The following is a 20,520-nucleotide window of genomic DNA, read 5'->3' as shown; positions in this document are numbered from 1 at the left end:
AAATATAACCAGTGTCTTTATCACATCCCCCATCAACGGCTGCTTAAGAGGAATATTTGACCAACTCGTTAGCTTTAAACCCTTAATGCCGACGCGGCCTGGCATCCAGGCCATAAAGTGCCAACACTGGCGACGAATCCTGCCAGTCGGGATGCAGGGGGGCGGACAAATCGTTAGAATACTCGCCAATTTTGGCTCCGCTGTTGCAGACACCAGGGCCAGCCCAGGTTAACCGTGCCCGCTTCGGGCCATGCCATGAGTACATCCGCATGAGTGAAAAACAGTCCCTTAGCTACAAAGACGCTGGCGTTGATATTGATGCTGGCAATGCCTTGGTTGAACGCATCAAGGGCGTTGCCAAACGCACCCGCCGCCCAGAAGTAATGGCCGGCCTCGGTGGCTTTGGCGCACTGTTTGAACTGCCACAAGGCTATCGTCAGCCAGTGTTAGTTTCTGGCACAGATGGCGTGGGCACCAAGCTGCGTCTGGCGATGGATCTGAACAAGCACGACACCATTGGCATCGATCTGGTGGCCATGTGTGTGAATGATTTGGTGGTCGCCGGGGCTGAGCCGCTGTTCTTCCTCGACTACTATGCCACTGGTAAGCTCAACGTCGACGTGGCCGCAGCGGTGGTCGAAGGCATCGGCGTTGGTTGCGAGCAAGCCGGTGCCTCGTTGGTGGGCGGCGAAACCGCAGAAATGCCAGGCATGTACGAAGGTGAAGACTACGATCTGGCCGGTTTTTGTGTCGGCATCGCTGAAAAAGACGATTTGATCGACGGCAGCAAGGTGCAAGCCGGCGACAAGCTCATTGCTCTGGCCTCCAGCGGCCCACATTCCAATGGCTATTCCTTGATTCGTAAAATCATCGAAGTGGCCGACGCGGATTTAAGCGCCGACCTCGATGGCCAAAGCATCGCTGATGCTTTAATGGCGCCGACGCGCATCTACGTGCGCTCAGTGCTGAAGCTGATTAACGCCAGCGACGTGCACGCCCTGTCACACGTGACTGGCGGCGGCTTCCAAGAAAACATCCCGCGCGTTTTACCAGAAGGCTGCAAAGCCATCATCGACACCAACAGCTGGCAATGGCCCGCCGTATTCGAATGGCTGCAACAGCAAGGCAATGTCGACACCCTAGAAATGTTCCGTACCTTTAACTGTGGTGTTGGCATGATCATCGCCGTGCCAGAAGACAAAGCCGACGCCGCCGTTGCCTTGCTCAACGCCGAAGGCGAGCAATCTTGGATCATCGGTGAGCTGGCCGCGCGCCAGGGCGATGAGCCAGCGGTTGAATTCACAGGGCAGCGTGCATGATCGAAGAGCGCAACGCCGAGCAAGAGCAAAAACCGCGTCTGGTGATACTGATTTCTGGCAGTGGCAGCAATATGGAAGCCATTGCCGATCAAGTGCGCAAAGGCGACATCGATGCTGAAATCGCCGCCGTGATCAGCAATCGCCCCGAAGTGGCCGGCCTGCAAAAAGCCGCGGATCGCGACCTGGAAACCCAGGTGGTGGATCATACCCAGTTCGCCAGTCGCGATGAGTTTGATGCCGCACTGATGCGCATGATCGATCAATACCAGCCCGACCTGGTGGTATTGGCCGGCTTTATGCGTATTTTAACCCCCGACTTTGTGCGCCGTTATCAGGGCCGAATGCTCAACATTCACCCGTCGCTGCTGCCCAAATATCAGGGTTTAAATACGCACCAGCGCGCGCTAGAAGCCGGTGATGCCAAGCACGGCGTGACCGTGCACTTTGTCACCGAAGAGCTGGACGGCGGCCCCAATGCCATTCAGGCGGAAGTGCCCATCTTCGATGGCGACGATGTCGATAGCCTGCGTTCGCGCGTGCAAAAGCAAGAGCATGTTATCTACCCCATCGCCGTGAAGTGGTTCGTGCAAGGACGACTCAGCACCGACGGCAAGCAAGCACTGCTCGATGGAACACAGCTTCCAGCCAGTGGCGTGGTACTCGGCAGTTAATGTCCGTCGCCAACTAAGCGATGCGCCGATATAGTGGGCCCTCAAGGAAGTCTTTGAGGTGCCCATGCGTCACACCATCGCAACCATCGCGTTTTCTCTAATGACGGGCCTAGCCAGCGCTGACGCCCGCCATGAGACCAGTTCAGAAGCCAATGAAGCGCTTAATTCTGAGCCCGCTGCAGCGCACGAATCTGAGTCCAGCTCAGGCCAAAACACAGGTATAGCCCCCTACGAAGCGCACTACTCTACCGAGTGGAAAGTCGGCTGGTTCAGCATCGACATCGATGCCAAGCGCCAGCTCAAGCAAACCGATGACGGCCTGTGGCAACTCAGCTTTAAAGCCGAAACCGGCGCCGCCGCACTGACTGAAACCTCCACGCTGCGCTATCACGACGGTCGCTTTTGGCCACAGGACTACCGTTATCGCGCCAGCGGCTTATTCAACGAGCCTGACCGCAGTCTTAGCTTTGACTACGACCAGCAACAGGTGATCGATGGTGAGCGCGACGACAAAGTCTATGACAACGGTTGGATCGCACTCGAAGAGCAAGGCGAGCCCCAGGCCCCCCACGACAACTTGAGCTACATGCAGCAAGCCGCTATTGATCTGGCCGCCGGCAAGCAGACCTTTGCTTACGCCGTGTTTGAAAAAAACAAAAGCAAGCCATTTCGCTTTGAAGTGGTGGGCGAAGAAACGCTAGATACCGCCATCGGCCCACTGAACACCGTGAAAGTGCGTCAAATACGGCGCAGCAATAAACGCAAAATCTACGCCTGGTTCTCCAAACAACATCACTACACCTTGGTGCGCCTGGTGGATCGCAAGAATGGCGACAAGCGCTATCAGATCGACATCGAGCGTCTAGAAATGCAGCCTACAGCCACCACCACGGCGGTAGAACACTAGGGTTTTTCCTGCCTGACAGCTGACGCGCCAGCGGCCCTCGGTTACACTGCGCCACCGCACAGACTTGCCATAGGATTCCAGCATGCGACTCAGTGACCGCGATATTGAACAACGCCTCAGCGATAACAGCATTGTTATCGAACCGGCCCCAGCGCCCCAGGCCATTGCCGGCATCAGCGTAGATTTGCGACTGGATCATCGTTTTCGAGTGTTCAGCAACAACTCGGTGACGCACCTGGATTTGTCCGGTGACCGCGATCAGCTGGAACGCGACATCGACCGCATCATGAGCAAGGAAATCGAAATCACCGATGGCAACTCCTTATTCATACACCCGGGCGAGCTGGTGTTGGGGGCCACGCTGGAGGCCGTCACCGTCCCTGACGATTTGGTTGGCTGGCTCGATGGCCGCAGCTCACTGGCACGCTTAGGACTGATGGTGCACGTCACCGCTGGCCGTATCGATCCAGGCTGGGACGGCCAGATCGTGCTTGAGTTTTACAACAACGGTAAATTGCCCCTGGCACTGCGGCCAGGCATGGTGATTTGTGCCATGTCATTTGAAACCCTAACCAGCCCGGCCATTCGCCCCTACAACAAGCGTGATGACGCCAAGTATCGTGGCCAAAAAGGCGCCGTCTTTAGCCGTATCGCCAAAGACTAACCACGACATTTCGCTAAAACCGTTCAAAAAACCAACAACATCAATAAGTTAGAAAACTTTTTTAGAAAAAAGTGTTGACAGTAACGGGGCTGATAAACATAATGCGTCCCGTTCCAACGAAGTTCCCCGATAGCTCAGTTGGTAGAGCAGTAGACTGTTAATCTATTGGTCGCTGGTTCAAGTCCAGCTCGGGGAGCCACTTCTTATTTTTCCTTTTGTTTCAACTCCTTACGATTTGTTTACGGGCAAAGCCCTGCTAAACTCGCCGCCGTTTCCGGCCTCAGGAGTTCGAAGTGCCTCAATTTCTGCCTTATGTGTTAACCGCTGCCTTGGTGGCTTTGTCTGGCTGCAGCCTAAATGCAAGCAATCCCCAAGCGACTGCCACAACACCGGTTATCAACACCCAGCAACAGCAGCAAAGCCGCCAGCAGTTTGATCAGTACTGGCAGCAATACCAGCAGCTGCGTTATGAGCACAATCCATTACTGCGCAGTCAACTGAGCACCCAAAGCGACTTCGACTGGGATGACTTATCTGACCAAGGCTTCGAACAGCGCCTGCAAGACTGGCAGGATCTGCGCCAGCAACTGAATGACTTGCCGCGAGCAGCCCTGACGAACCAGCAGCGCCGCCGCTACGATGCTCTGCTAACCGAGCTTGAGCAGCGCTTGCTGAGTGTGCCCTTTCGCACCCTGGCACTGGATTTAACCGGCCCGCAAGCTTGGCAGCGCGTGATTCCCCACACATTGACCGAGCATCATCCGGTGGCCAGTATTCGTGACGCCCACGACTACATCGACCGCCTACAGAGCGCTGCCGCTCTGCTAGGGCACTGGCAACAGCTATGGCAAGCCGCCGAGCCTGCTTTCTTGCCGCCACGCACTGCCTTTGATCAGGCTCTGGCCGACATCGACGCGCTGCTGACGGGCGCGCCCTTTACAGGTAAAGAAGACTCGCCGCTGTGGGCCGACATCAACACCAAGATCGTCGCCCTGCCCATCTACCCCAGCTCCGAGCGGGTATTAAAGCAGCGCGCACAGAAAGTACTGGAAAACGAGTTACAACCTGCCTTACAGCAGCTGCGCAACACCCTGACTAAGTTGCGCAACCAAGCCACTGACGCACCGGCTCTGAGCCAGCATGAAGATGGCCTGCGCTACTACCAGCTACTGTTGAGTCGCTACAGCGATAGCCACTGGGATGCCCAGCACTGGCACGATCAAGCACAGCAGCGTGTACGCGCCCGCCAGCAAGAATGGCTACAAGGCGGCGAGTTAACCGAAGGCCAAACGTTTAGCCAGATACTGGCAGCAGCGCCGCGCATTACTGACCCGCAAGCCGCCGTCGTTAAACAACGCGAGGTTTTGCGCCAAGCCGCGACTGACTTGGCCGTGCGCTTGGCCGACGTCAAACTGCCGCCCTTGGCCGTCAGTGCCGTTGCCTCCAACGCCCAGCCATGGGCCGATATTACCAGCTACCGGCCTGGCCACTATCGCATCAACCCCAAAGCCTTAAACCAGCTCAGCGAGGCGCAGCTGGCCGGCTTAAGCCTGCGCCAAGGCCTCGCCAGCCATTGGCAGTATTACTTCAGCCAGCAACCCCAAGCCGACTACTTGCTGGCCTCTCCGGCCACCGTTGCCGGCTGGCAAGCCTATGCCGCCCGCCTGATGCTGTATCGCAACCAACAATGGCGCCGTGCCGTGGTGTTAGCGGAGTTAAATGATGCCTGTATGGCGGTGGTGGATACCGGACTGCATGCCTTGCAATGGTCATATCAACAGGCCGAGAACTATCTAAGCCGCAACTGCAACCTGTCAGAAGCCCAGCGCCAGCAGCAGCTGATGGAAATTCAAGACCAACCCGGGCGCGCCGTCGCCGCTTTGGCCGGCCTACAACACTGGCAGCAGCTGGGCGAGCAAGCCGAAAAAGCCAGCTGGCTAGAACAGCTGTTGCAGCAAGGCCCACTGCCATTAGATGACTTGCTCACCGACGCCCAGTAACCCGAGCCAGTAACAAGCGGCGGGCTTTAAGCCCGCCATGCTGCTTATAAGCGAATGTTAACGCCCACCATCCAATAAGTGTCGTCACCCGGCGTGGCACTGGTGCTCACCGCCGTGCCGCCACTGCTGTCGGTGGCTTCGATTTTGCGATTGCGCAGCGTGCCAAGCTCTGCGTTGAGCCAGAAATGCTCGCGCCAACGAAACTCCGCGCCTAAGCCAATGCGCCAATTGGTGTAGCGCACATCAAAGCTGTCATCAGGCAATGCATCGTGTTTTTCGCGCCATACGCCACCCCCCGGGCGGGCATGCAGGTAGGTTGAAAAGTCGCGGCCCCAACGGGTTTGAATACGAGTTTGCGGAAAGCCGATCAGCATCTCGGTGCCGCCAGCACTTTTCAGCGCCACCCCCAGCACCGGCCGAGGATTAAAATTGCCAAACTCGCGATCGACAATGACGCCAAACTGCCAAAACCCCATGCCCTGCATGCCACGATAGACGCGACCGACCAGCTCTAAATCAGCGGCCAAGTGGTCTGAATCAACGCCGTCTAAATCCGTCATCAACCCAGGCTCAAAGCGCACCATAAAACTGGTGCCGCTGCCGCGGCGTTGCTCGTAGCGAATCGGCACCGACAGCCAGTAGTACTCTTTATCTGCGGCCGTCACGCCTTCCCAGCGAAACTCAGTGCGATCGAGGTGAAACGCCGTGGTGACTTGCTCTTCACCGCGCTGCCCCTGCTCGATGGGCAGCGTCAGGCTGATGGTACTGCTGCCAAACTCAGTGCCCGCGCCACTGTCCGGCGAGCCACCCGCCTCATTCAACCAGTGCAAGCCATTCGCTTGCGCCGGCACGGGCATAAAGGCGGCTAAGGTAGCGGCGACACAGCAAAGGCGCAGCCGATTATTCAGTAATGTCTTCATAAGCTTCCTGAACACTGTTATAGCTGGCCAGCGCGGCCGTGGCTTGGTCATTATTCCGTACTTTTTCCAGCGCGGTCAGAACGTCCTTAACCTGATCCAATCCGGCCAGCAGCTCGCTATCGGCGCCGGCGGCTTGCTGTTGCTGCTGATAATCCTCGATAAAGGCCATGGCCTGTTGCTCGGCTTCTCGTTGGGCGACATTGGCTGGGCCATCCATATTGCGCAGCACTTCAATCACATTGGTGAACTGCGCCTTCAACTCAGAATCTGCCTGCACCTCACGGCTCATGACTTGCTGGCTCAAAAAAGACTGGGCTTCGCTGACCGCCGAGACTTTCTGTTCAACGCCCCCCAAGGCCTGATAATCAGCCGCACTGATCAATCCCCCCTCATACAAGCGCTGAGTCAGAGCAGCAATTTGATCGCTGCGAATGGTGCCACCGAAAAACTCGGCGCTGATTTGGCTGAGTTGCTGACTTTTGTAGGACAGCGACACCTGATCGGCGTAGCTGCTGGGCAAACGCTCAGCATAACCTTGCTGCGACCAAGAGGCTTTGGCCGCCGCCACTCGCTCGCGCCCCGCTTGAGCGAGATCGGCGGCCGAGGGGCCGCTTTGTGAATCGTTTGTGGTCTGAGGTTGACCACTTTGCGGTGCTGTTGTTTGGGTGGTAAGGGGCAGATTTGAAGTCGTATTGACGTCCATGAGCTCGATCCTGATCGCCTATCTAACTCTGCTACAGCAAAAGCTAAGCCAAATGAGCAAAAGCTAAGCCAAATGCGACCATTGGCCGAGAAACGCGCCATCGCTCCATTCTCGGCGGCAACGGCGGTAAAGCTTTACCGCCGCAGCGGCTAATCGTTACTGTCGTTTTTGTCGTTAGAGCGACTGATATGGCGGCGCACACTGTGCACCCCCCAATACACCACGCCCAACACCACGGGCAGTGAAATGCCTTTCATCACATCGGTATTGAGGCCAATGCCGTAGGCTTTCATGGCATCAAAGCCAATGCCGAGCAGCGACAGCATGTAGTAGCCGATGGCCACCACGGATAAGCCCTCAACGGTTTGCTGCAAACGCAGTTGCAACTGGCTGCGGCGGTTCATCGACGACAGCAAGTCTTGGTTCTGCTCTTGAATGGATAAATCGACCCGCGTGCGCAGCAAGCTGGTGGTGCGACTGACGCGGCGTGATAAATCCTCTAGCCGGTCGCGCACCGAGGTGCAGGTTTTTATGCCCGGGGTTAAGCGCCGCTCCAAAAACTCCCTTAGGCCTTGCATGCCCTCAATTGGCCGCTCTTTTAGCTGAGTTAAGCGGTCTAACACCAGATCGTGATAGGCCAAGGCCGCTGCAAAGCGAAAATTGGTATCGCTGCGGTGCTGCTCGACTTTGGCCGCCAACAGCGACAACTCTTGCAGAAGCTCGCGCTCGTCACGCTCGGAGTTGATGTCAGAAATTTGCTGATTAAGCTGCGCCAGACTGGCTTCCACTGGCCCCAAGGCGTGGCCCATGCGCCGTGCGATCGGCAATGCCACCAACGACATCAAGCGATAAGTTTCTAGCTCAAACAAGCGCTGCACCAAGCGCCCGGCCTGATACGGTGTGAGCTGACCACGGTTGGCCAACATGCGGCCAAAGCCGTCACTGTGCAAGCGAAAGGCCGTCCACACTTGAGACTGATCATCGGCCACGTGCGCACCCGAGACCCGCTGACCTTCAAACCACTGGTGCAGCTGCTGCTCTGACGGGGCGTAATCAACCACGGCCAAATTCACTGCCACCAACAGCTCGCCTGGCATCGCGGCCAGCCAGTCTTTAGGAATAAAATTCAATGCTTCTTGCGCAAAGGGCTCCACCTGGCGACAAATAAAGGTGAAGTTGGCAAACTCCAGGTGGCGCTCCCAACGCAGCTCAAAACCACCAAAGTCCTGATATAAGCAGGACGACTCCGGACCCGGCGCAGGCACACTAAAGCGCCGACACAAGTCCACCACATGGGCATGCAGCGCTTCGCGATTGTCATCCAGCAGCACGGTAAAATGCGCCACTTGGCAGTTGCTATCGATGATAGGCGACGGCCGATTGTGCAACTCTTCGTACAGCGATGAGCGCCATGGGTGCACTTTTAAGGCAATGGCCGGTGCAGCAATGTCCGGGCTTTGCGGCTGACTATCGAGCAACGAGGTGTTCATGACGGCATCCTAAAAATATGGGCTAAAAGCTCGGAAATACGTAGGGCCAGCATTCTAGCCAGCATTCGATGTTAGAACCAAGCGCCAAAACCAAACACTAGGGCCAAGCTCATGCCTGGGTGAAAGACACAGCAAAACACTGTTGACCGTGCTTTCAAGCCTTGCAGTTTGCTGGCCGCGCTGGCGCAATAACGGTTTTTATCATTGAGTTAGCATGAAGTATTCCTGGTCACACCCACCTGCACACACACTTGAGCTCAGCGTCGGGCCTGAACACATCGATGTGCTCGGCCATGCCAATAACTGTGAATACCCGAAATGGATGGAGGCCGTCGCCTGGTCCCACTGCCACGCACTGGGGTTGCCTTTTGAACGCTGGCAGCAAATTGGCTTTGCCTGGGTCGCCCGCCATACCGAAGTGGAGTATTTAGCGCCAGCACTGCAGGGCGACCAGTTGATCGCCGGCACCTGGATTGGCGACAACGACGGCCGCTTAAGCATGACCCGTCACTATGAAATTTTACGCGCCAGCGATGGCAAACTGCTGGCCCAAGGCTTAACCCGCTGGGTATGCATCAACCTCAGCACACAAAAGCCAGCGCGCATGCCAGCCGAGTTTAAGGCAGCGTTTCCAGCCTCTGAATAAGGCCCGCCGCCAGCTCTTCCAGGCCGTCGTTACGACCCGGGCTGAAGCCAAAGCGAGCAATCACTAACTCATGCTCGGGCAATACCATCACATATTGCCCATCATGACCGCGCGCCCAAAACACCTCAGGTGGCAGCTGGTTAAAACGGCGGTTGCCGTCGGCTTGGATGCCGTTAAGCCAAAACCCCATGCCGTAATGCTGATCTGGGTTGTGTGTCACGGCGGTGGTGGCCATTTTCATCCAATTGTTCGGCAAATTATTGGCTCGCCCATGCCAGCCATCCAGCCACCACTGACCTACTTTCAGCCACTGCCGTGCCGTCATGTAGCCATAGGAAGACGCCACCACAGTGCCACTCGGGTCACGCTCCATCACCGCGCCAGTAATGCCCAGCGGCCGCCACACCTGCGACTGCAGCCAGGCATCCAGAGGCTGGCGCAACGACTGCTGCAGCAACGCCATGGCCAGGTTGCTATCGCCACTGGAATAGGCCCAGTGAAAGCCAGGGCGATGCAGCTGTGGTTGGCTGGCGACAAAGGCCGCCATATCAGGCTGGTGATACAGCATATTGGTCACGTCATCACCCGGCTGATACCACTCGCTGAACTCCAAGCCGCTGCTCATTTGCAGCAAATGACGCAGCGTCAGCTCGGGCGGCAACTGGGCGAAGAGTGTGTTTGCCGGCGTATCTGGATGCAGCTCGCCGCGCTCAACCTGCACACCCACCCAGCTGCTGAGCAGGCTTTTGTTCATCGACCAACCAAGCAAGGGGGTCGTCACCGACACAGGCTCCCGGTAGCGCTCGACCAGTAAGTTGCCTTGATACGCAATGGCGATGGCCATGGTTTGGCGACGCTCGTCGGCAGGCTCAGCAAAGGCTTGATTCAATAGTTGTGTCAGCCAGGCCGGTGTTGGTTGCGGCTCATGCCGCCACAACGGCACTTGGCTTCTAGGTTCTAATGACTGCGGCTCATTGCTGTGCACCAAAGGACCCGTCATTAGCGTGCATCCACGGCCACTGCGGAATTGCGCCTGGCGCTCATAGCCCAGCACGGTGGCGGTCACCTGATGGGCAGCTGGGTCAATGTGGTAGTCGATCCAGTCAGATAATGGCTGCAGTGCCGGGGCAATGGCTTGCTGCTGTAACCAATCCGCCGGCAGTTGCTGTACCCACAGGCCAGAGCACAGGGTTTTAGCGGCATAACCTGCGACCACGGTGCGCCCCAAACTCAGGTACAACAGTGGCCCGCCAAGCAGCACCAGCACAAACAGCAGCAGTAAAAAGCGTTTTATCGAGCGCATGGCGCTGCCTCCTGCTGGGCCAACACATCGGCTAACGATAGCTTCAACGCCGCCGCCCCCTGCTCCACCAGCTGCTGACGCCAGTCACTCAGCTGGGCATCGGCTTGCGGGCGCAACTCGGCCAGGGTTAGGTCCTGACACAGCAAAGCCATGCTGATATGGGCAAGATCCGGCACCAGCACCCAGCCCTGCTCTTGTTGGCGCGTTACTAGCCCTAAGCGCTGCAACAGCCGCAGCTCATGCTGGGCGTAACGCAAGCTGTCTTCATCAGCGCACTGGTGGTCATTTTGGAGCTGTGCCAATTGGCTCAGCACCTGCACCCTGAGCGACAAGCGGTCGGTGGTTGTGGGCGAGGCTTTTCCCTCAGCGTCCTTAGCCAAGGCGTAACTCAGCTCGGCGCCAAACAACAGCAAGCTCCAGGACAAGTACACCCACAATAAAAACAAAGGCACGGCAGCAAAAGCGCCGTAAATAAGCTGATAAGAGGGAAACATGCCCATGATTTCAGCAAATAAAAACTTGCCCAGCTCGAACACCGTGGCGACCAATAGCGCTGCCAGCAAGGCCGCACTGAGCGGTACCCGACAGTTCGGCACCAGCATGTACAAACAGCCAATCGCCGCCGTACTCAGCAACCAAGGGATGATTGAGGCCAGCTCCAGCCAGGCTCCCACGTCTTCGGCCCACAGTGGCAGGGATGCCAAAAACGAACTGGCCGCAAAGGCGGCGCCAAACAGCATGGGTCCGAGGGTTAGCACCGCCCAATAGCGGAAAAAGGTATTGAGGCCGGTGCGCGGTCGCTCCACCTGCCAAATGCGATTGAACTGCAACTCAATGGTGCGCAGCAGCATCAGCGCCGTGACAAACAAAAACAGCGCACCGACCCAGGTCAGCTTGCGCGCCTGGCTGCTGAACTGCTGCAAATAACCAGAAATCACATCACTGCCTTCGGGCATGACGTAAGCCAGCAATTGCTGATTGGCCTGCTCGCCCCAGTGTTGCAACGCCGGAATGGCACTGAGAATGGAATAAGTCACGGTAATGACGGGCACCAGGGCAAACAGCGTGGTGTAGGTGAGCGCACCGGCGTCTCGGCGACGCTCGGTGGCTTCAAAGCGCTGTAAGGTGGCGGTGAATATGCGTCGATAACGGGCCAGTAGCCGGGACACGTCTTTCATGTCATTCCTTGTTAAACTAGGGCGTCAATTTTCCAACCGCAGGAAGAAGCATGAGCGAAATCCGCATCTATCACAATCCTCGCTGCAGCAAGTCACGCCAAACCCTGGCCTTGTTGCAAGAACGCGGCATCGAGCCCGACGTGGTGGAGTATCTTAAGCAGCCACCGTCTGCCGCCGAACTGGCCGACGTCATTAACAAACTGGGCATCGCTCCACGCCAGTTGCTGCGCACCAAAGAGGCCGAATTTAAACAAGCGGGCCTAGACAGCGATGCACTCAGTGACGACCAAATCATCGCCGCCATGATCGAACACCCCAAACTGATAGAACGGCCGATTGTCATTAACGGCAACAAGGCCCGCATCGGTCGCCCACCGGAAGACGTACTGGAGATTCTCTAACATGGCCACGCCCTATGTGCTGGTGCTGTATTACAGTCGCCAGGGCAAAACCGCGCGCATGGCGCAGCACATTGCCCGAGGTGTTGAACAGATTGACGGCATTGAGGCACGACTGCGCACCGTGCCCGATATTTCCGCCAACTGTGAAGCCACAGAGCCAAGCGTGCCTGAGCAAGGCGCCGTGTATTGCAGCCTAGAAGATCTGCGCGATTGCCACGGCTTAGTGCTCGGCAGCCCCACCCGTTTTGGCAATATGGCAGCGCCGCTAAAGTATTTTATCGACAGTACCAGCAGCCTATGGCTGACCGGTGCCCTGATCGATAAACCGGCGTCTGTGTTTACTTCCACCGCCTCCTTGCACGGCGGCCAAGAAAGCACCCTGCTCAGCATGGCCATGCCGCTGCTGCATCACGGCATGCTGTTCTCAGGCTTGCCTTACAGCGAAGCAGAGCTGCTCAGCACCAACGCCGGTGGCACACCTTATGGCGCCAGTCACTGGGCTGGCGAGCAAAGTGAGCGTGACCTCACCGAGCAGGAGCTGGCGCTGTGTCTAGCCCAGGGCAAGCGCATGGGCCGCTTAGCCAAAGCCTTGAGGACAGAAGCATGAGCCGCAACACCTTGCTGGCCTACCGAGCACAAATCACCTTTTTTGTAATCATGGTGTTGTACCCGCTTTACAGCACCTTGAGCAACGCACCGGCCAGTGCCGACAGCGCCGCCGACTATGCCGTGGGGGTATTGTGGTGGCTGTTTAAAGTGTTGCCCCTGCTGCTGTTTATTCCCGGCCTCTGGCAGCGCTCACACAAAGCCAGCGCTTGGCTGTGCTACCTCGCCATTTTGGCTTTTGCCGTGTTGGTGGGCGTCGGCGCCAGCCCCATTATGATCATCGCCGCCTTAGGGCTGTTTTTAGCCAGCATGCTGTTTACCCGCTGGGCCAAGGCCGATGCAGCCCAAGCCAGTGAAGCCCAAACCAATGAAGCACCGTCAGGTTCAGATGAAGCCAACCCAACACGTGATAGCCATTGATAACGGAGAACATGATGCAACTGAACGTTTATCTATCCGGTGAAATCCACAGCAACTGGCGTGACGCCATCGCTGAAGGTGTCAAAGCCGCCGGCCTTAACGTCACCTTGACCGGCCCCAATACCAATCACGCCGCCAGCGATGACTGCGGTGATGCCATTTTGGGCGCGGAAGAATCCAACTTCTGGAAGGACCACAAAGCCGCCAAAATCAACGCCCTGCGCACACGCAAGTTGATTGCCGACGCGGACATCGTGGTGGTGCGTTTTGGTGATCAGTACAAACAGTGGAATGCCGCGTTTGATGCAGGCTACGCTGCAGCCTTGGGTAAATCCTTAATCGTGCAGCACGACCCTGCGCTGACCCACCCGCTGAAAGAAGTTGATGCCGCCGCACTCGCCGTGTGTGAAACACCACAGCAAGTGGTGGAAATCCTTAGCTACATTCACCGCGATCAGTGAATGGGAAACAATAAGGGCAGCCAATGGCTGCCCTTAACGTGCTTGGCGTTACGGCGACTACTCGGCTTCGTCGTCCCAATCACCATCGGTATCGTCATCGGCGATTTCCGTCACCACAGGCTCACCGCACTTCACGCACTTGCCTTCGATGTACACCACGCCGTCCAGCTCATATTCACGCGGCTCTTTCATGCCCAAATCGGCCTGCATGCACTCGTTGCACCAGGTTTGGCTTAAAAAAGCTTGCTGGTCTTCTTCATCGCGGGCGTAAAAATCACGTTCGGTCGCTTCCATAAATCTTTGATCTCTTAGTGTGCGTTAACGCCGGCATTGTAACGCCCAATCCGCATAATTGCGCCCCTTCTGATGGCTAAGCCATATTTTACAGCTGCGCTGCTTTGCAAGGCGGCAACGACAGGCAACGACTTGCTAAAAAGTCGCCCAACTTTACTGACCTGACAATTTCTTATCTAATGTGTGGCCTTCTACAACCCCTTACCCACTTTACAGGAGTGCCCATGGCTGCCCTGCTACCCGACGTTGACCCAGACGGCCTGCTCGAATATTCCGTGGTTTTTACCGACCGCTCTTTGAACCATATGTCGCAGCAATTCCAGCAAGTCATGCGCGATATTTCAGCCACCTTAAAAGACGTGTATAACGCCGCTCATGTCGTTGTCGTGCCCGGTGGCGGCACCTATGGCATGGAAGCCGTTGCCCGCCAGTTCGCCCATGGCGAAGACTGCATGGTCATTCGTAACGGTTGGTTCAGCTACCGCTGGAGCCAGATTTTTGAAATGGGCGATATTCCCGCCTCCTGCAGCGTGATGAAAGCTCGCCGCACCAGTGAGCATGCCACGGCTCCTTTTGCCCCAGCCCCAATTGACGAAGTCGTGGCTGAAATCGAAGCCCAGCGCCCAAGCCTGGTGTTTGCCCCGCACGTTGAAACCGCCTCCGGTATTTTATTGCCAGACGATTACCTTAAAGCCATCAGCGATGCGGTGCACAAGGTCGGCGGCTTGTTTGTACTCGACTGCGTCGCCTCGGGCACGCTGTGGGTAGATATGAAAGCCATCGGCGTCGATGTGCTGATCAGCGCGCCGCAAAAAGGCTGGAGTGCCTCACCTTGCTCGGCCTTAGTGATGCTCAGCGAAGCCGCGACTCAAAAGATGGAACAGCGCCAAAGCAGCAGCTTTGCTTGCAACCTCAAGCAGTGGCACATGATCATGCAGGCCTACGAAAATGGCGGCCACGCGTATCACGCCACCATGCCCACCGATGCCTTGCTGAAGTTCCGCGATACCATGCTGGAAACCAAAGAATACGGCTTTGATAAAGTCCGTGATGAGCAACTGGCACTCGGTGCAGCCGTGCGGGAAATGCTAGAGAGCAAAGGCATTATCAGTGTGGCTGCCGACGGCTTTAAAGCACCGGGCGTGGTGGTCAGTTACACCGACGACCCGGCGATGCAAAATGGCAGCAAATTTGCTGCATTGGGCATGCAAGCCGCAGCGGGCGTGCCTTTGATGTGCGATGAAGGCGAGGATTACCGCTCTTTTCGCATCGGCCTGTTTGGCCTCGACAAGCTGCACCACGTTGAGCGCAGCGTTGCCAATTTAGAGCAGGTCATTGACCAGCTACTGAGCGATTAAGCACTCAGTGAACTGACAATGTCGGCGCAGGCTTGCGCCGGATCCGCCGCCTGAGTGATCGGGCGGCCAATCACCATATAACTTACGCCTTGCTCCTTAGCTTGCTGTGGCGTTAACACCCGGCGCTGATCGCCCTGCGCGCTGCCGGCTGGTCGAATCCCGGGCGTCACCGTCAAAAACTCAGTGCCGCAAGCTTCACGAATCAAACCCACTTCCTGGGCCGAGCACACCACGCCATCCAGCCCAGCTTGCTGCGTTAAACGCGCCAGGCGCTCCACCTGCGTCAGCGGCTCAACATCCAAGCCAATGCCGGCCAAATCGACCTGCTCCATCGAGGTCAACACGGTGACGCCAATCAGCAGTGGCTGATGGGATTTCTTCTCCAGCTCGTCACGCGCCGCCGTCATCATGCGCATGCCGCCCGAGGCGTGCACATTCACCATCCACACGCCCAAATCCGCCGCTGCGCCCACCGCTTTGGCACAGGTATTGGGAATATCGTGAAATTTCAAATCGAGAAACACATCAAAGCCCAGCTGCTGCAGTGCTTCGACCACCTTGGGGCCAGCGCTGGTAAACAGCTCTTTGCCGACTTTAACGCGACACTGTTGGGGATTCAGTTGTTTAGCAAGAGACAGTGCAGAATCGGCACTGGAATAATCCAAAGCGACCACCACAGGGGAGGTGCAGGAGGATGAGGTCATAGTTTCAGCCTGGCAACGGGCGGCTGAGGCACGAACGAGCCCAAGGTCGACCAGCTTTTGCAGCTGGGGCAGCGCCAGTGAGGTTCGGTTGCCTTAAAGCCGCAGTGATTACATACGAACCTAGGTTCGCTCTCTACAATGCGGCGCAGGATACCATAGACCACCAGCAGCTGCGATTTATCCAACTGTTGGCGATGACGCATCACCAGCTCCACCAAGGCAAAAAAGCCCTGATTGGAAGGCTGCGTGGTTAACTCCTGCAGCAACTGGCTGATGGCAGCCGACGCATCGCCTTGCTCTGCCTCACATTCGAGCTGAGCAATTAGGGCCGGTACGTAGTGGGTGTCGCGCCAGTGTTGGCCCAAATAGCGCTCTAATCCATCGAGGTCCTGCAGTTGGCGAAAGCAATCCACCATCGGCTCCAGCGTATGAATAATCGCCTGACCATCGACATCCACGGCGCGCAAATAGCAGCGCACCGCTTCGCGCAACTCACCCTGGACATGCGCTAAATCGCCTTGCACCACCCAGGCTCGAGCGCAATGCGGATCCACCTTAAGGGCACGCTTACACAGCTTGTGCAGTTCGAGAAAATCATCTTGCTGGCGCGCTTGCTCAGCCATTTCGCATGCGGCATGGGCAACCCGGCGCGCAATCGTGTCATCGCTGGGGAGTTTTTTGCGCTGATGCAGATCGAGAATTTGCTGCCAATCGCCTTCTTCTTCATACAGCTCAACCAGAGCAAAAGCGGCTTTCTCTTGCACCCGTCCTTTGCTATCGAGCAGCTCTAAAAACAAGCGCTCAGCCCGATCGAGCAAACCGGCATGGGCGTAATCCACCGCTAACTCAAGCTCCAGCGCCTGCATCGAATGCTTGGGCAAATCGGTGCGTGCGAACAGCGACTGGTGAAGATGAATGGCGCGGTCCGCCTCGCCTTTTTCACGCAGGCTGCGGCCGAGTTTGAGCAGCAAATCGAGGGCATCGTCATCGAGCTGTGGAACATTGAGAAAACGCTCCAGCGCAACGTCATTAGCTTCTGCTAACAACAGCTCAACATTGGGAATCCAGTCGGGTTCAGGAGGTTTGCTCTGGCGTGCAAATCGATACCCAAAGCCCCAGCCGATGGCAACACCGGCCAACAGCAACAGGTATACCAGGGCGGAATCCATCATAATCCAGGTTTGGACGCTCGCTCTTGCAGCTGTTTGACTTCACGCCGCAAACGGCGCAATTCAAATACTTGCTTGGCTTTGCCGAGAGAAGATAACAAATAGCCGGCGATGGCGCCCAGCAGCAACACTGCCCCAAGCCACAATGACAAGGGCGCTTCAATAACGGCACCGGTCAGTAAATCCACTGCCACCGCTTCACTGTTGTTGGCGGAAAAGGCAATGGCATACACCAACACCAGGACAAACAGCACAATGCTGATGCCCACTTTGAGTTGTCTCATAACGTTCTCTTCAGGCTTCGACTTCCATGGTGTGATTGACCTGATCACGCAGTTCTTTGCCGGGTTTGAAATGTGGCACGAACTTGCCTTTCAGCTCAACCGTCTCACCGGTTTTTGGATTACGCCCTATCCGTGGCGCCCGGTAGTGTAACGAAAAGCTACCAAAGCCACGAATTTCTATGCGATCGCCAGATGATAATGTCTGCGACATATGATCCAACATAGCCTTCACCGCCAACTCCACATCTTTGCTCGACAGCTGTGGCTGACGCGATACGATTCGCTCGATTAATTCCGATTTAGTCACTGGATGTCCCTCCATGCGCCCATGGTCTGAGAATAAATCCAGTTAAATCATGCAGTTAGCCTGAGAGATTTGCAAGCAATCAGTGTCTAAAAAATCAACAGGGCAGGTTTTGACCTCTAAACCCCGTAAAACCGAGCGTTATAAGCACTTTTCCCTCTATAAAAGATGGCATCAAAGAGTGATTGAGAAGATTTTTGGCACGAAGAAAGCTAATTACACCCCCACTGAACGCTTGAGGGACTCCACTCGGCGACCGCCGCATTGCTTCAATGGTGCTTTTCGAGGAACACACATCAGGGACGCGGGTATCGCATGATGGCCTGGAACCAGCATCGACATGGGCGATGGCTTGAAGGATGGCCAGCATAACATGATGGCATGGAGCCAGCATCAACATCGCCATCGGCGATGGCCCAAAGGGTGGATAGCACGGACGCTATCCATACAGCAACGCCGGGAGCGTTGATGAACGCACGCAAGTGCGGCCCAAAGGGTGGATAGCACGGACGCTATCCATACAGCAACGCCGGGAGCGTTGATGAACGCACCTCAGTGCGGCCCGAAGGGTGCCCGCCAGGGATGGCGGGCATAGCATGATGGCATGGAGCCAGCATCAACATCGCCATCGGCGATGGCCCGAAGGGTGGATAGCACGGACGCTATCCATACAGCAACGCCGGGAGCGTTGATGAACGCACGCAAGTGCGGCCCAAAGGGTGGATAGCACGGACGCTATCCATACAGCAACGCCGGGAGCGTTGATGAACGCACCTCAGTGCGGCCCGAAGGGTGCCCGCCAGGAACGCGGGCATAGCATGATGGCATGGAGCCAGCATCAACATCGCCATCGGCGATGGCCCGAAGGGTGCCCGCCAAGGATGGCGGGCATAAAAAAACCCGCCGAAGCGGGTTTTTTCTAACAACCGAACTTATTGCTGGTTCAGCTGCTCTTTGATCAGGTCGCCGATGGTGGTTGGACCAGTCGCTTCCTGCTCAGCTTTCACGCGCTGCTCTTTCAGAGCGGCACGATCTTCAGCGCTGTCTTTGGCTTTCACAGACAGGCTGATGGTGCGGTTCTTACGATCAACAGAAGTGATCAGGCCTTCAACCTCATCGCCTTCGTTCAATACGTTGCGCGCATCTTCAACCTTGTCACGGCTGATGTCTGAAGCACGCAGAGTCGCTTCAACACCGTCGGCCAGTTCAACAGTCGCTGCTTTCGCATCGATTGCAGTTACTTTACCGGTAACCAGCGCGCCTTTGTCGTTTTCTGCCACGTACTCAGAGAACGGATCGCTTTCCAGCTGCTTCACGCCCAGTGAGATACGCTCACGCTCTGGGTCGATAGACAGGATAACGGTTTCCAGCTCGTCACCTTTCTTGAAGTTGCGAACTGCGTCTTCACCGCTGTCGTTCCAGCTGATGTCAGACAGGTGAACCAGACCGTCAATGCCGCCGTCCAGACCGATGAAGATACCGAAGTCAGTGATTGACTTGATCTTACCGCTGATCTTGTCGCCTTTGTTGAACTTGGTACCGAAGTCTTCCCAAGGGTTAGTGGTGCACTGTTTGATACCCAGAGAAATACGACGACGCTCTTCGTCGATGTCCAGGATCATCACTTCCACTTCGTCGCCTACTTGAACGACTTTGCTTGGGTGGATGTTCTTGTTGGTCCAGTCCATTTCAGACACGTGAACCAGACCTTCAACGCCTTCTTCCAGCTCCGCGAAGCAGCCGTAGTCAGTCAGGTTGGTAACACGAGCTTTAACGCGCGCGCTTTCTGGGTAACGCTGAGTGATGTTCACCCAAGGATCGTCGCCCAGTTGCTTCAGACCCAGTGAAACGCGGTTGCGCTCACGGTCAAATTTCAGCACTTTAACGTCGATTTCGTCACCAACTGCAACGATTTCGCTTGGGTGCTTGATGCGCTTCCACGCCATGTCGGTGATGTGCAGCAGGCCATCAACGCCGCCCAGATCAACGAAGGCACCGTAGTCAGTCAGGTTCTTAACGATACCCTTAATAGACTGACCTTCTTGCAGGCTCGCCAGCAGCTCTTCACGCTCTTGAGAGTTCGCAGCTTCCAGCACGGCACGACGAGAAACAACAACGTTGTTACGCTTGGCGTCCAGCTTGATAACTTTGAATTCCAGCTCTTTGCCTTCCAGGTGTGCAGTGTCGCGTACTGGACGTACGTCAACCAAAGAACCTGGCAGGAAGGCACGGATGTTTTTCAGGTCAACAGTGAAGCCACCTTTAACCTTACCGTTAATGATACCGGTAACCATTTCGTCAGCTTCGAAGGCTTTTTCCAGCTCTTTCCAGCTTTCTGCGCGCTTGGCTTTTTCACGAGACAGTTTGGTTTCGCCGAAGCCATCTTCAACAGCTTCCAGAGACACCTGAGTTTCATCGCCAATGGCTACTTCCAGTTCACCACTTTCGTTCAGGAACTGGCTGCGTGGGATCACGGCTTCTGATTTCAAGCCAGAGTTCACCGTTACCCAGTCGCTGTCGATGTCGACAACGGTACCGGTAACGATTGAGCCCGGTTGCATGTCCAGTTCTTTTAAGGATTCTTCAAATAAGTCAGCAAAGCTTTCGCTCATGGATAATTCCTGTCTCAGTCAGTGCCCAGGGACGGACCCTGCGCGCAGTCCAAATGGTCAGACATTTGGAGTTAGTTAAAGTCAAAGCTGAATGCGCTCGCTGTGC

General features: G+C 56.3%; 22 protein-coding genes and 1 tRNA gene. 12 read left to right on the top strand and 11 right to left on the bottom strand.

From position 1 onward, the window contains the following. Positions 1 to 269 precede the first annotated feature (269 nt). The 6 genes from purM (at position 270) to IE090_RS00830 (ending at position 5,561) form a co-directional block, all read left to right on the top strand. Positions 270 to 1,319 (top strand): phosphoribosylformylglycinamidine cyclo-ligase, encoded by a 1,050-nt coding sequence (gene purM, locus IE090_RS00855; protein ID WP_189386453.1) that lies wholly within the window; start codon positions 270 to 272, stop codon positions 1,317 to 1,319. After that, a complete protein-coding gene (gene purN, locus IE090_RS00850) occupies positions 1,316 to 1,990 on the top strand; it encodes a phosphoribosylglycinamide formyltransferase (RefSeq protein ID WP_189386452.1) in 675 nt (224 codons plus the stop codon). The genes purM and purN overlap by 4 nt, the downstream gene beginning before the upstream one ends. 64 nt (positions 1,991 to 2,054) lie before the next feature. Beyond that, entirely contained in the window at positions 2,055 to 2,897 is an 843-nt protein-coding gene (locus tag IE090_RS00845) for a DUF3108 domain-containing protein (protein ID WP_189386451.1), read from the top strand. An 82-nt stretch (positions 2,898 to 2,979) separates the two neighbouring features. Further along, positions 2,980 to 3,561 carry a dCTP deaminase gene (gene dcd, locus IE090_RS00840; protein WP_189386450.1) on the top strand — a complete coding sequence of 194 codons (582 nt, stop codon included), beginning with the start codon at positions 2,980 to 2,982 and terminating at the stop codon, positions 3,559 to 3,561. A 123-nt stretch (positions 3,562 to 3,684) separates the two neighbouring features. Next, positions 3,685 to 3,760 (top strand) — tRNA-Asn (locus tag IE090_RS00835). Between the two features lie 94 nt (positions 3,761 to 3,854). After that, positions 3,855 to 5,561 carry a DUF885 family protein gene (locus IE090_RS00830; RefSeq protein ID WP_189386449.1) on the top strand — a complete coding sequence of 569 codons (1,707 nt, stop codon included), beginning with the start codon at positions 3,855 to 3,857 and terminating at the stop codon, positions 5,559 to 5,561. 44 nt (positions 5,562 to 5,605) lie between these two features. Here the strand turns inward: IE090_RS00830 and IE090_RS00825 are convergent, their stop codons facing one another. The 3 genes from IE090_RS00825 to IE090_RS00815 form a co-directional block, all read right to left on the bottom strand. Continuing rightward, positions 5,606 to 6,481 (bottom strand): hypothetical protein, encoded by an 876-nt coding sequence (locus tag IE090_RS00825; protein WP_189386448.1) that lies wholly within the window; start codon positions 6,479 to 6,481, stop codon positions 5,606 to 5,608. Then, entirely contained in the window at positions 6,462 to 7,184 is a 723-nt protein-coding gene (locus IE090_RS00820) for a hypothetical protein (RefSeq protein ID WP_189386447.1), read from the bottom strand. Before IE090_RS00820 ends, IE090_RS00825 begins: the two co-directional genes overlap by 20 nt. A gap of 149 nt (positions 7,185 to 7,333) precedes the next feature. Further along, entirely contained in the window at positions 7,334 to 8,674 is a 1,341-nt protein-coding gene (locus IE090_RS00815; RefSeq protein ID WP_189386446.1) for a DUF3422 family protein, read from the bottom strand. Between the two features lie 214 nt (positions 8,675 to 8,888). Here IE090_RS00815 and IE090_RS00810 point away from each other — a divergent pair, with 214 nt between their 5' ends. After that, positions 8,889 to 9,320: an acyl-CoA thioesterase gene (locus IE090_RS00810; RefSeq protein WP_189386445.1), complete on the top strand. Its 432-nt coding sequence runs from the start codon at positions 8,889 to 8,891 to the stop codon at positions 9,318 to 9,320. Here the strand turns inward: IE090_RS00810 and IE090_RS00805 are convergent. Both IE090_RS00805 and IE090_RS00800 read right to left on the bottom strand, forming a co-directional pair. Beyond that, a complete protein-coding gene (locus IE090_RS00805) occupies positions 9,292 to 10,623 on the bottom strand; it encodes a serine hydrolase domain-containing protein (protein ID WP_189386444.1) in 1,332 nt (443 codons plus the stop codon). The two genes, IE090_RS00810 and IE090_RS00805, sit on opposite strands and share 29 nt — an antisense overlap. Beyond that, a complete protein-coding gene (locus IE090_RS00800; protein ID WP_189386443.1) occupies positions 10,611 to 11,801 on the bottom strand; it encodes a YihY family inner membrane protein in 1,191 nt (396 codons plus the stop codon). The genes IE090_RS00805 and IE090_RS00800 overlap by 13 nt, the downstream gene beginning before the upstream one ends. Before the next feature lie 50 nt (positions 11,802 to 11,851). Between IE090_RS00800 and arsC the strand changes: the two genes are divergently transcribed. Genes arsC through IE090_RS00780 form a run of 4 tightly spaced genes read left to right on the top strand, consistent with a single transcriptional unit; the run spans position 11,852 to position 13,689 of the window. Next, positions 11,852 to 12,202 carry an arsenate reductase (glutaredoxin) gene (gene arsC, locus IE090_RS00795; RefSeq protein ID WP_189386442.1) on the top strand — a complete coding sequence of 117 codons (351 nt, stop codon included), beginning with the start codon at positions 11,852 to 11,854 and terminating at the stop codon, positions 12,200 to 12,202. Between the two features lies 1 nt (position 12,203). Next, positions 12,204 to 12,809, top strand: a complete 606-nt coding sequence (wrbA, locus tag IE090_RS00790; RefSeq protein ID WP_189386441.1) for an NAD(P)H:quinone oxidoreductase — start codon at positions 12,204 to 12,206, stop codon at positions 12,807 to 12,809. Beyond that, positions 12,806 to 13,228: a DUF2069 domain-containing protein gene (locus IE090_RS00785; RefSeq protein WP_189386440.1), complete on the top strand. Its 423-nt coding sequence runs from the start codon at positions 12,806 to 12,808 to the stop codon at positions 13,226 to 13,228. Before wrbA ends, IE090_RS00785 begins: the two co-directional genes overlap by 4 nt. 14 nt (positions 13,229 to 13,242) lie before the next feature. After that, positions 13,243 to 13,689: a YtoQ family protein gene (locus IE090_RS00780; protein ID WP_189386439.1), complete on the top strand. Its 447-nt coding sequence runs from the start codon at positions 13,243 to 13,245 to the stop codon at positions 13,687 to 13,689. A gap of 57 nt (positions 13,690 to 13,746) precedes the next feature. Here the strand turns inward: IE090_RS00780 and IE090_RS00775 are convergent, their stop codons facing one another. Then, positions 13,747 to 13,983, bottom strand: coding sequence for a hypothetical protein (locus IE090_RS00775; RefSeq protein ID WP_189386438.1), 237 nt, complete (start codon positions 13,981 to 13,983; stop codon positions 13,747 to 13,749). A 224-nt stretch (positions 13,984 to 14,207) separates the two neighbouring features. On the opposite strand from IE090_RS00775, the gene IE090_RS00770 reads away from it, so the two are divergent. Then, entirely contained in the window at positions 14,208 to 15,341 is a 1,134-nt protein-coding gene (locus IE090_RS00770) for an aminotransferase class V-fold PLP-dependent enzyme (protein ID WP_189386437.1), read from the top strand. Here the strand turns inward: IE090_RS00770 and pyrF are convergent. From pyrF to rpsA, 5 genes are all read right to left on the bottom strand, one after another. Next, positions 15,338 to 16,045 (bottom strand): orotidine-5'-phosphate decarboxylase, encoded by a 708-nt coding sequence (pyrF, locus tag IE090_RS00765; protein WP_189386436.1) that lies wholly within the window; start codon positions 16,043 to 16,045, stop codon positions 15,338 to 15,340. The genes IE090_RS00770 and pyrF overlap by 4 nt on opposite strands. Next, positions 16,042 to 17,217 (bottom strand): tetratricopeptide repeat protein, encoded by a 1,176-nt coding sequence (locus tag IE090_RS00760; protein ID WP_189386435.1) that lies wholly within the window; start codon positions 17,215 to 17,217, stop codon positions 16,042 to 16,044. Before IE090_RS00760 ends, pyrF begins: the two co-directional genes overlap by 4 nt. Beyond that, complete coding sequence (locus IE090_RS00755; RefSeq protein ID WP_189386434.1) at positions 17,214 to 17,498, bottom strand: lipopolysaccharide assembly protein LapA domain-containing protein; 285 nt, start codon at positions 17,496 to 17,498, stop codon at positions 17,214 to 17,216. Before IE090_RS00755 ends, IE090_RS00760 begins: the two co-directional genes overlap by 4 nt. A 10-nt stretch (positions 17,499 to 17,508) precedes the next feature. Beyond that, the gene (gene ihfB, locus IE090_RS00750) at positions 17,509 to 17,805 is read right to left on the bottom strand and encodes an integration host factor subunit beta (protein ID WP_189386433.1); all 297 of its coding nucleotides are present in this window, start codon (positions 17,803 to 17,805) and stop codon (positions 17,509 to 17,511) included. Positions 17,806 to 18,734: 929 nt separating this feature from the next. Further along, entirely contained in the window at positions 18,735 to 20,414 is a 1,680-nt protein-coding gene (gene rpsA, locus IE090_RS00745) for a 30S ribosomal protein S1 (protein ID WP_189386432.1), read from the bottom strand. Between the last annotated feature and the right edge of the window lie 106 nt (positions 20,415 to 20,520).

The organism is Bacterioplanes sanyensis, assembly GCF_014652515.1.
Taxonomy (GTDB): domain Bacteria; phylum Pseudomonadota; class Gammaproteobacteria; order Pseudomonadales; family Oceanobacteraceae; genus Bacterioplanes; species Bacterioplanes sanyensis.
This window is presented reverse-complemented; position numbering and strand designations above follow the sequence as displayed.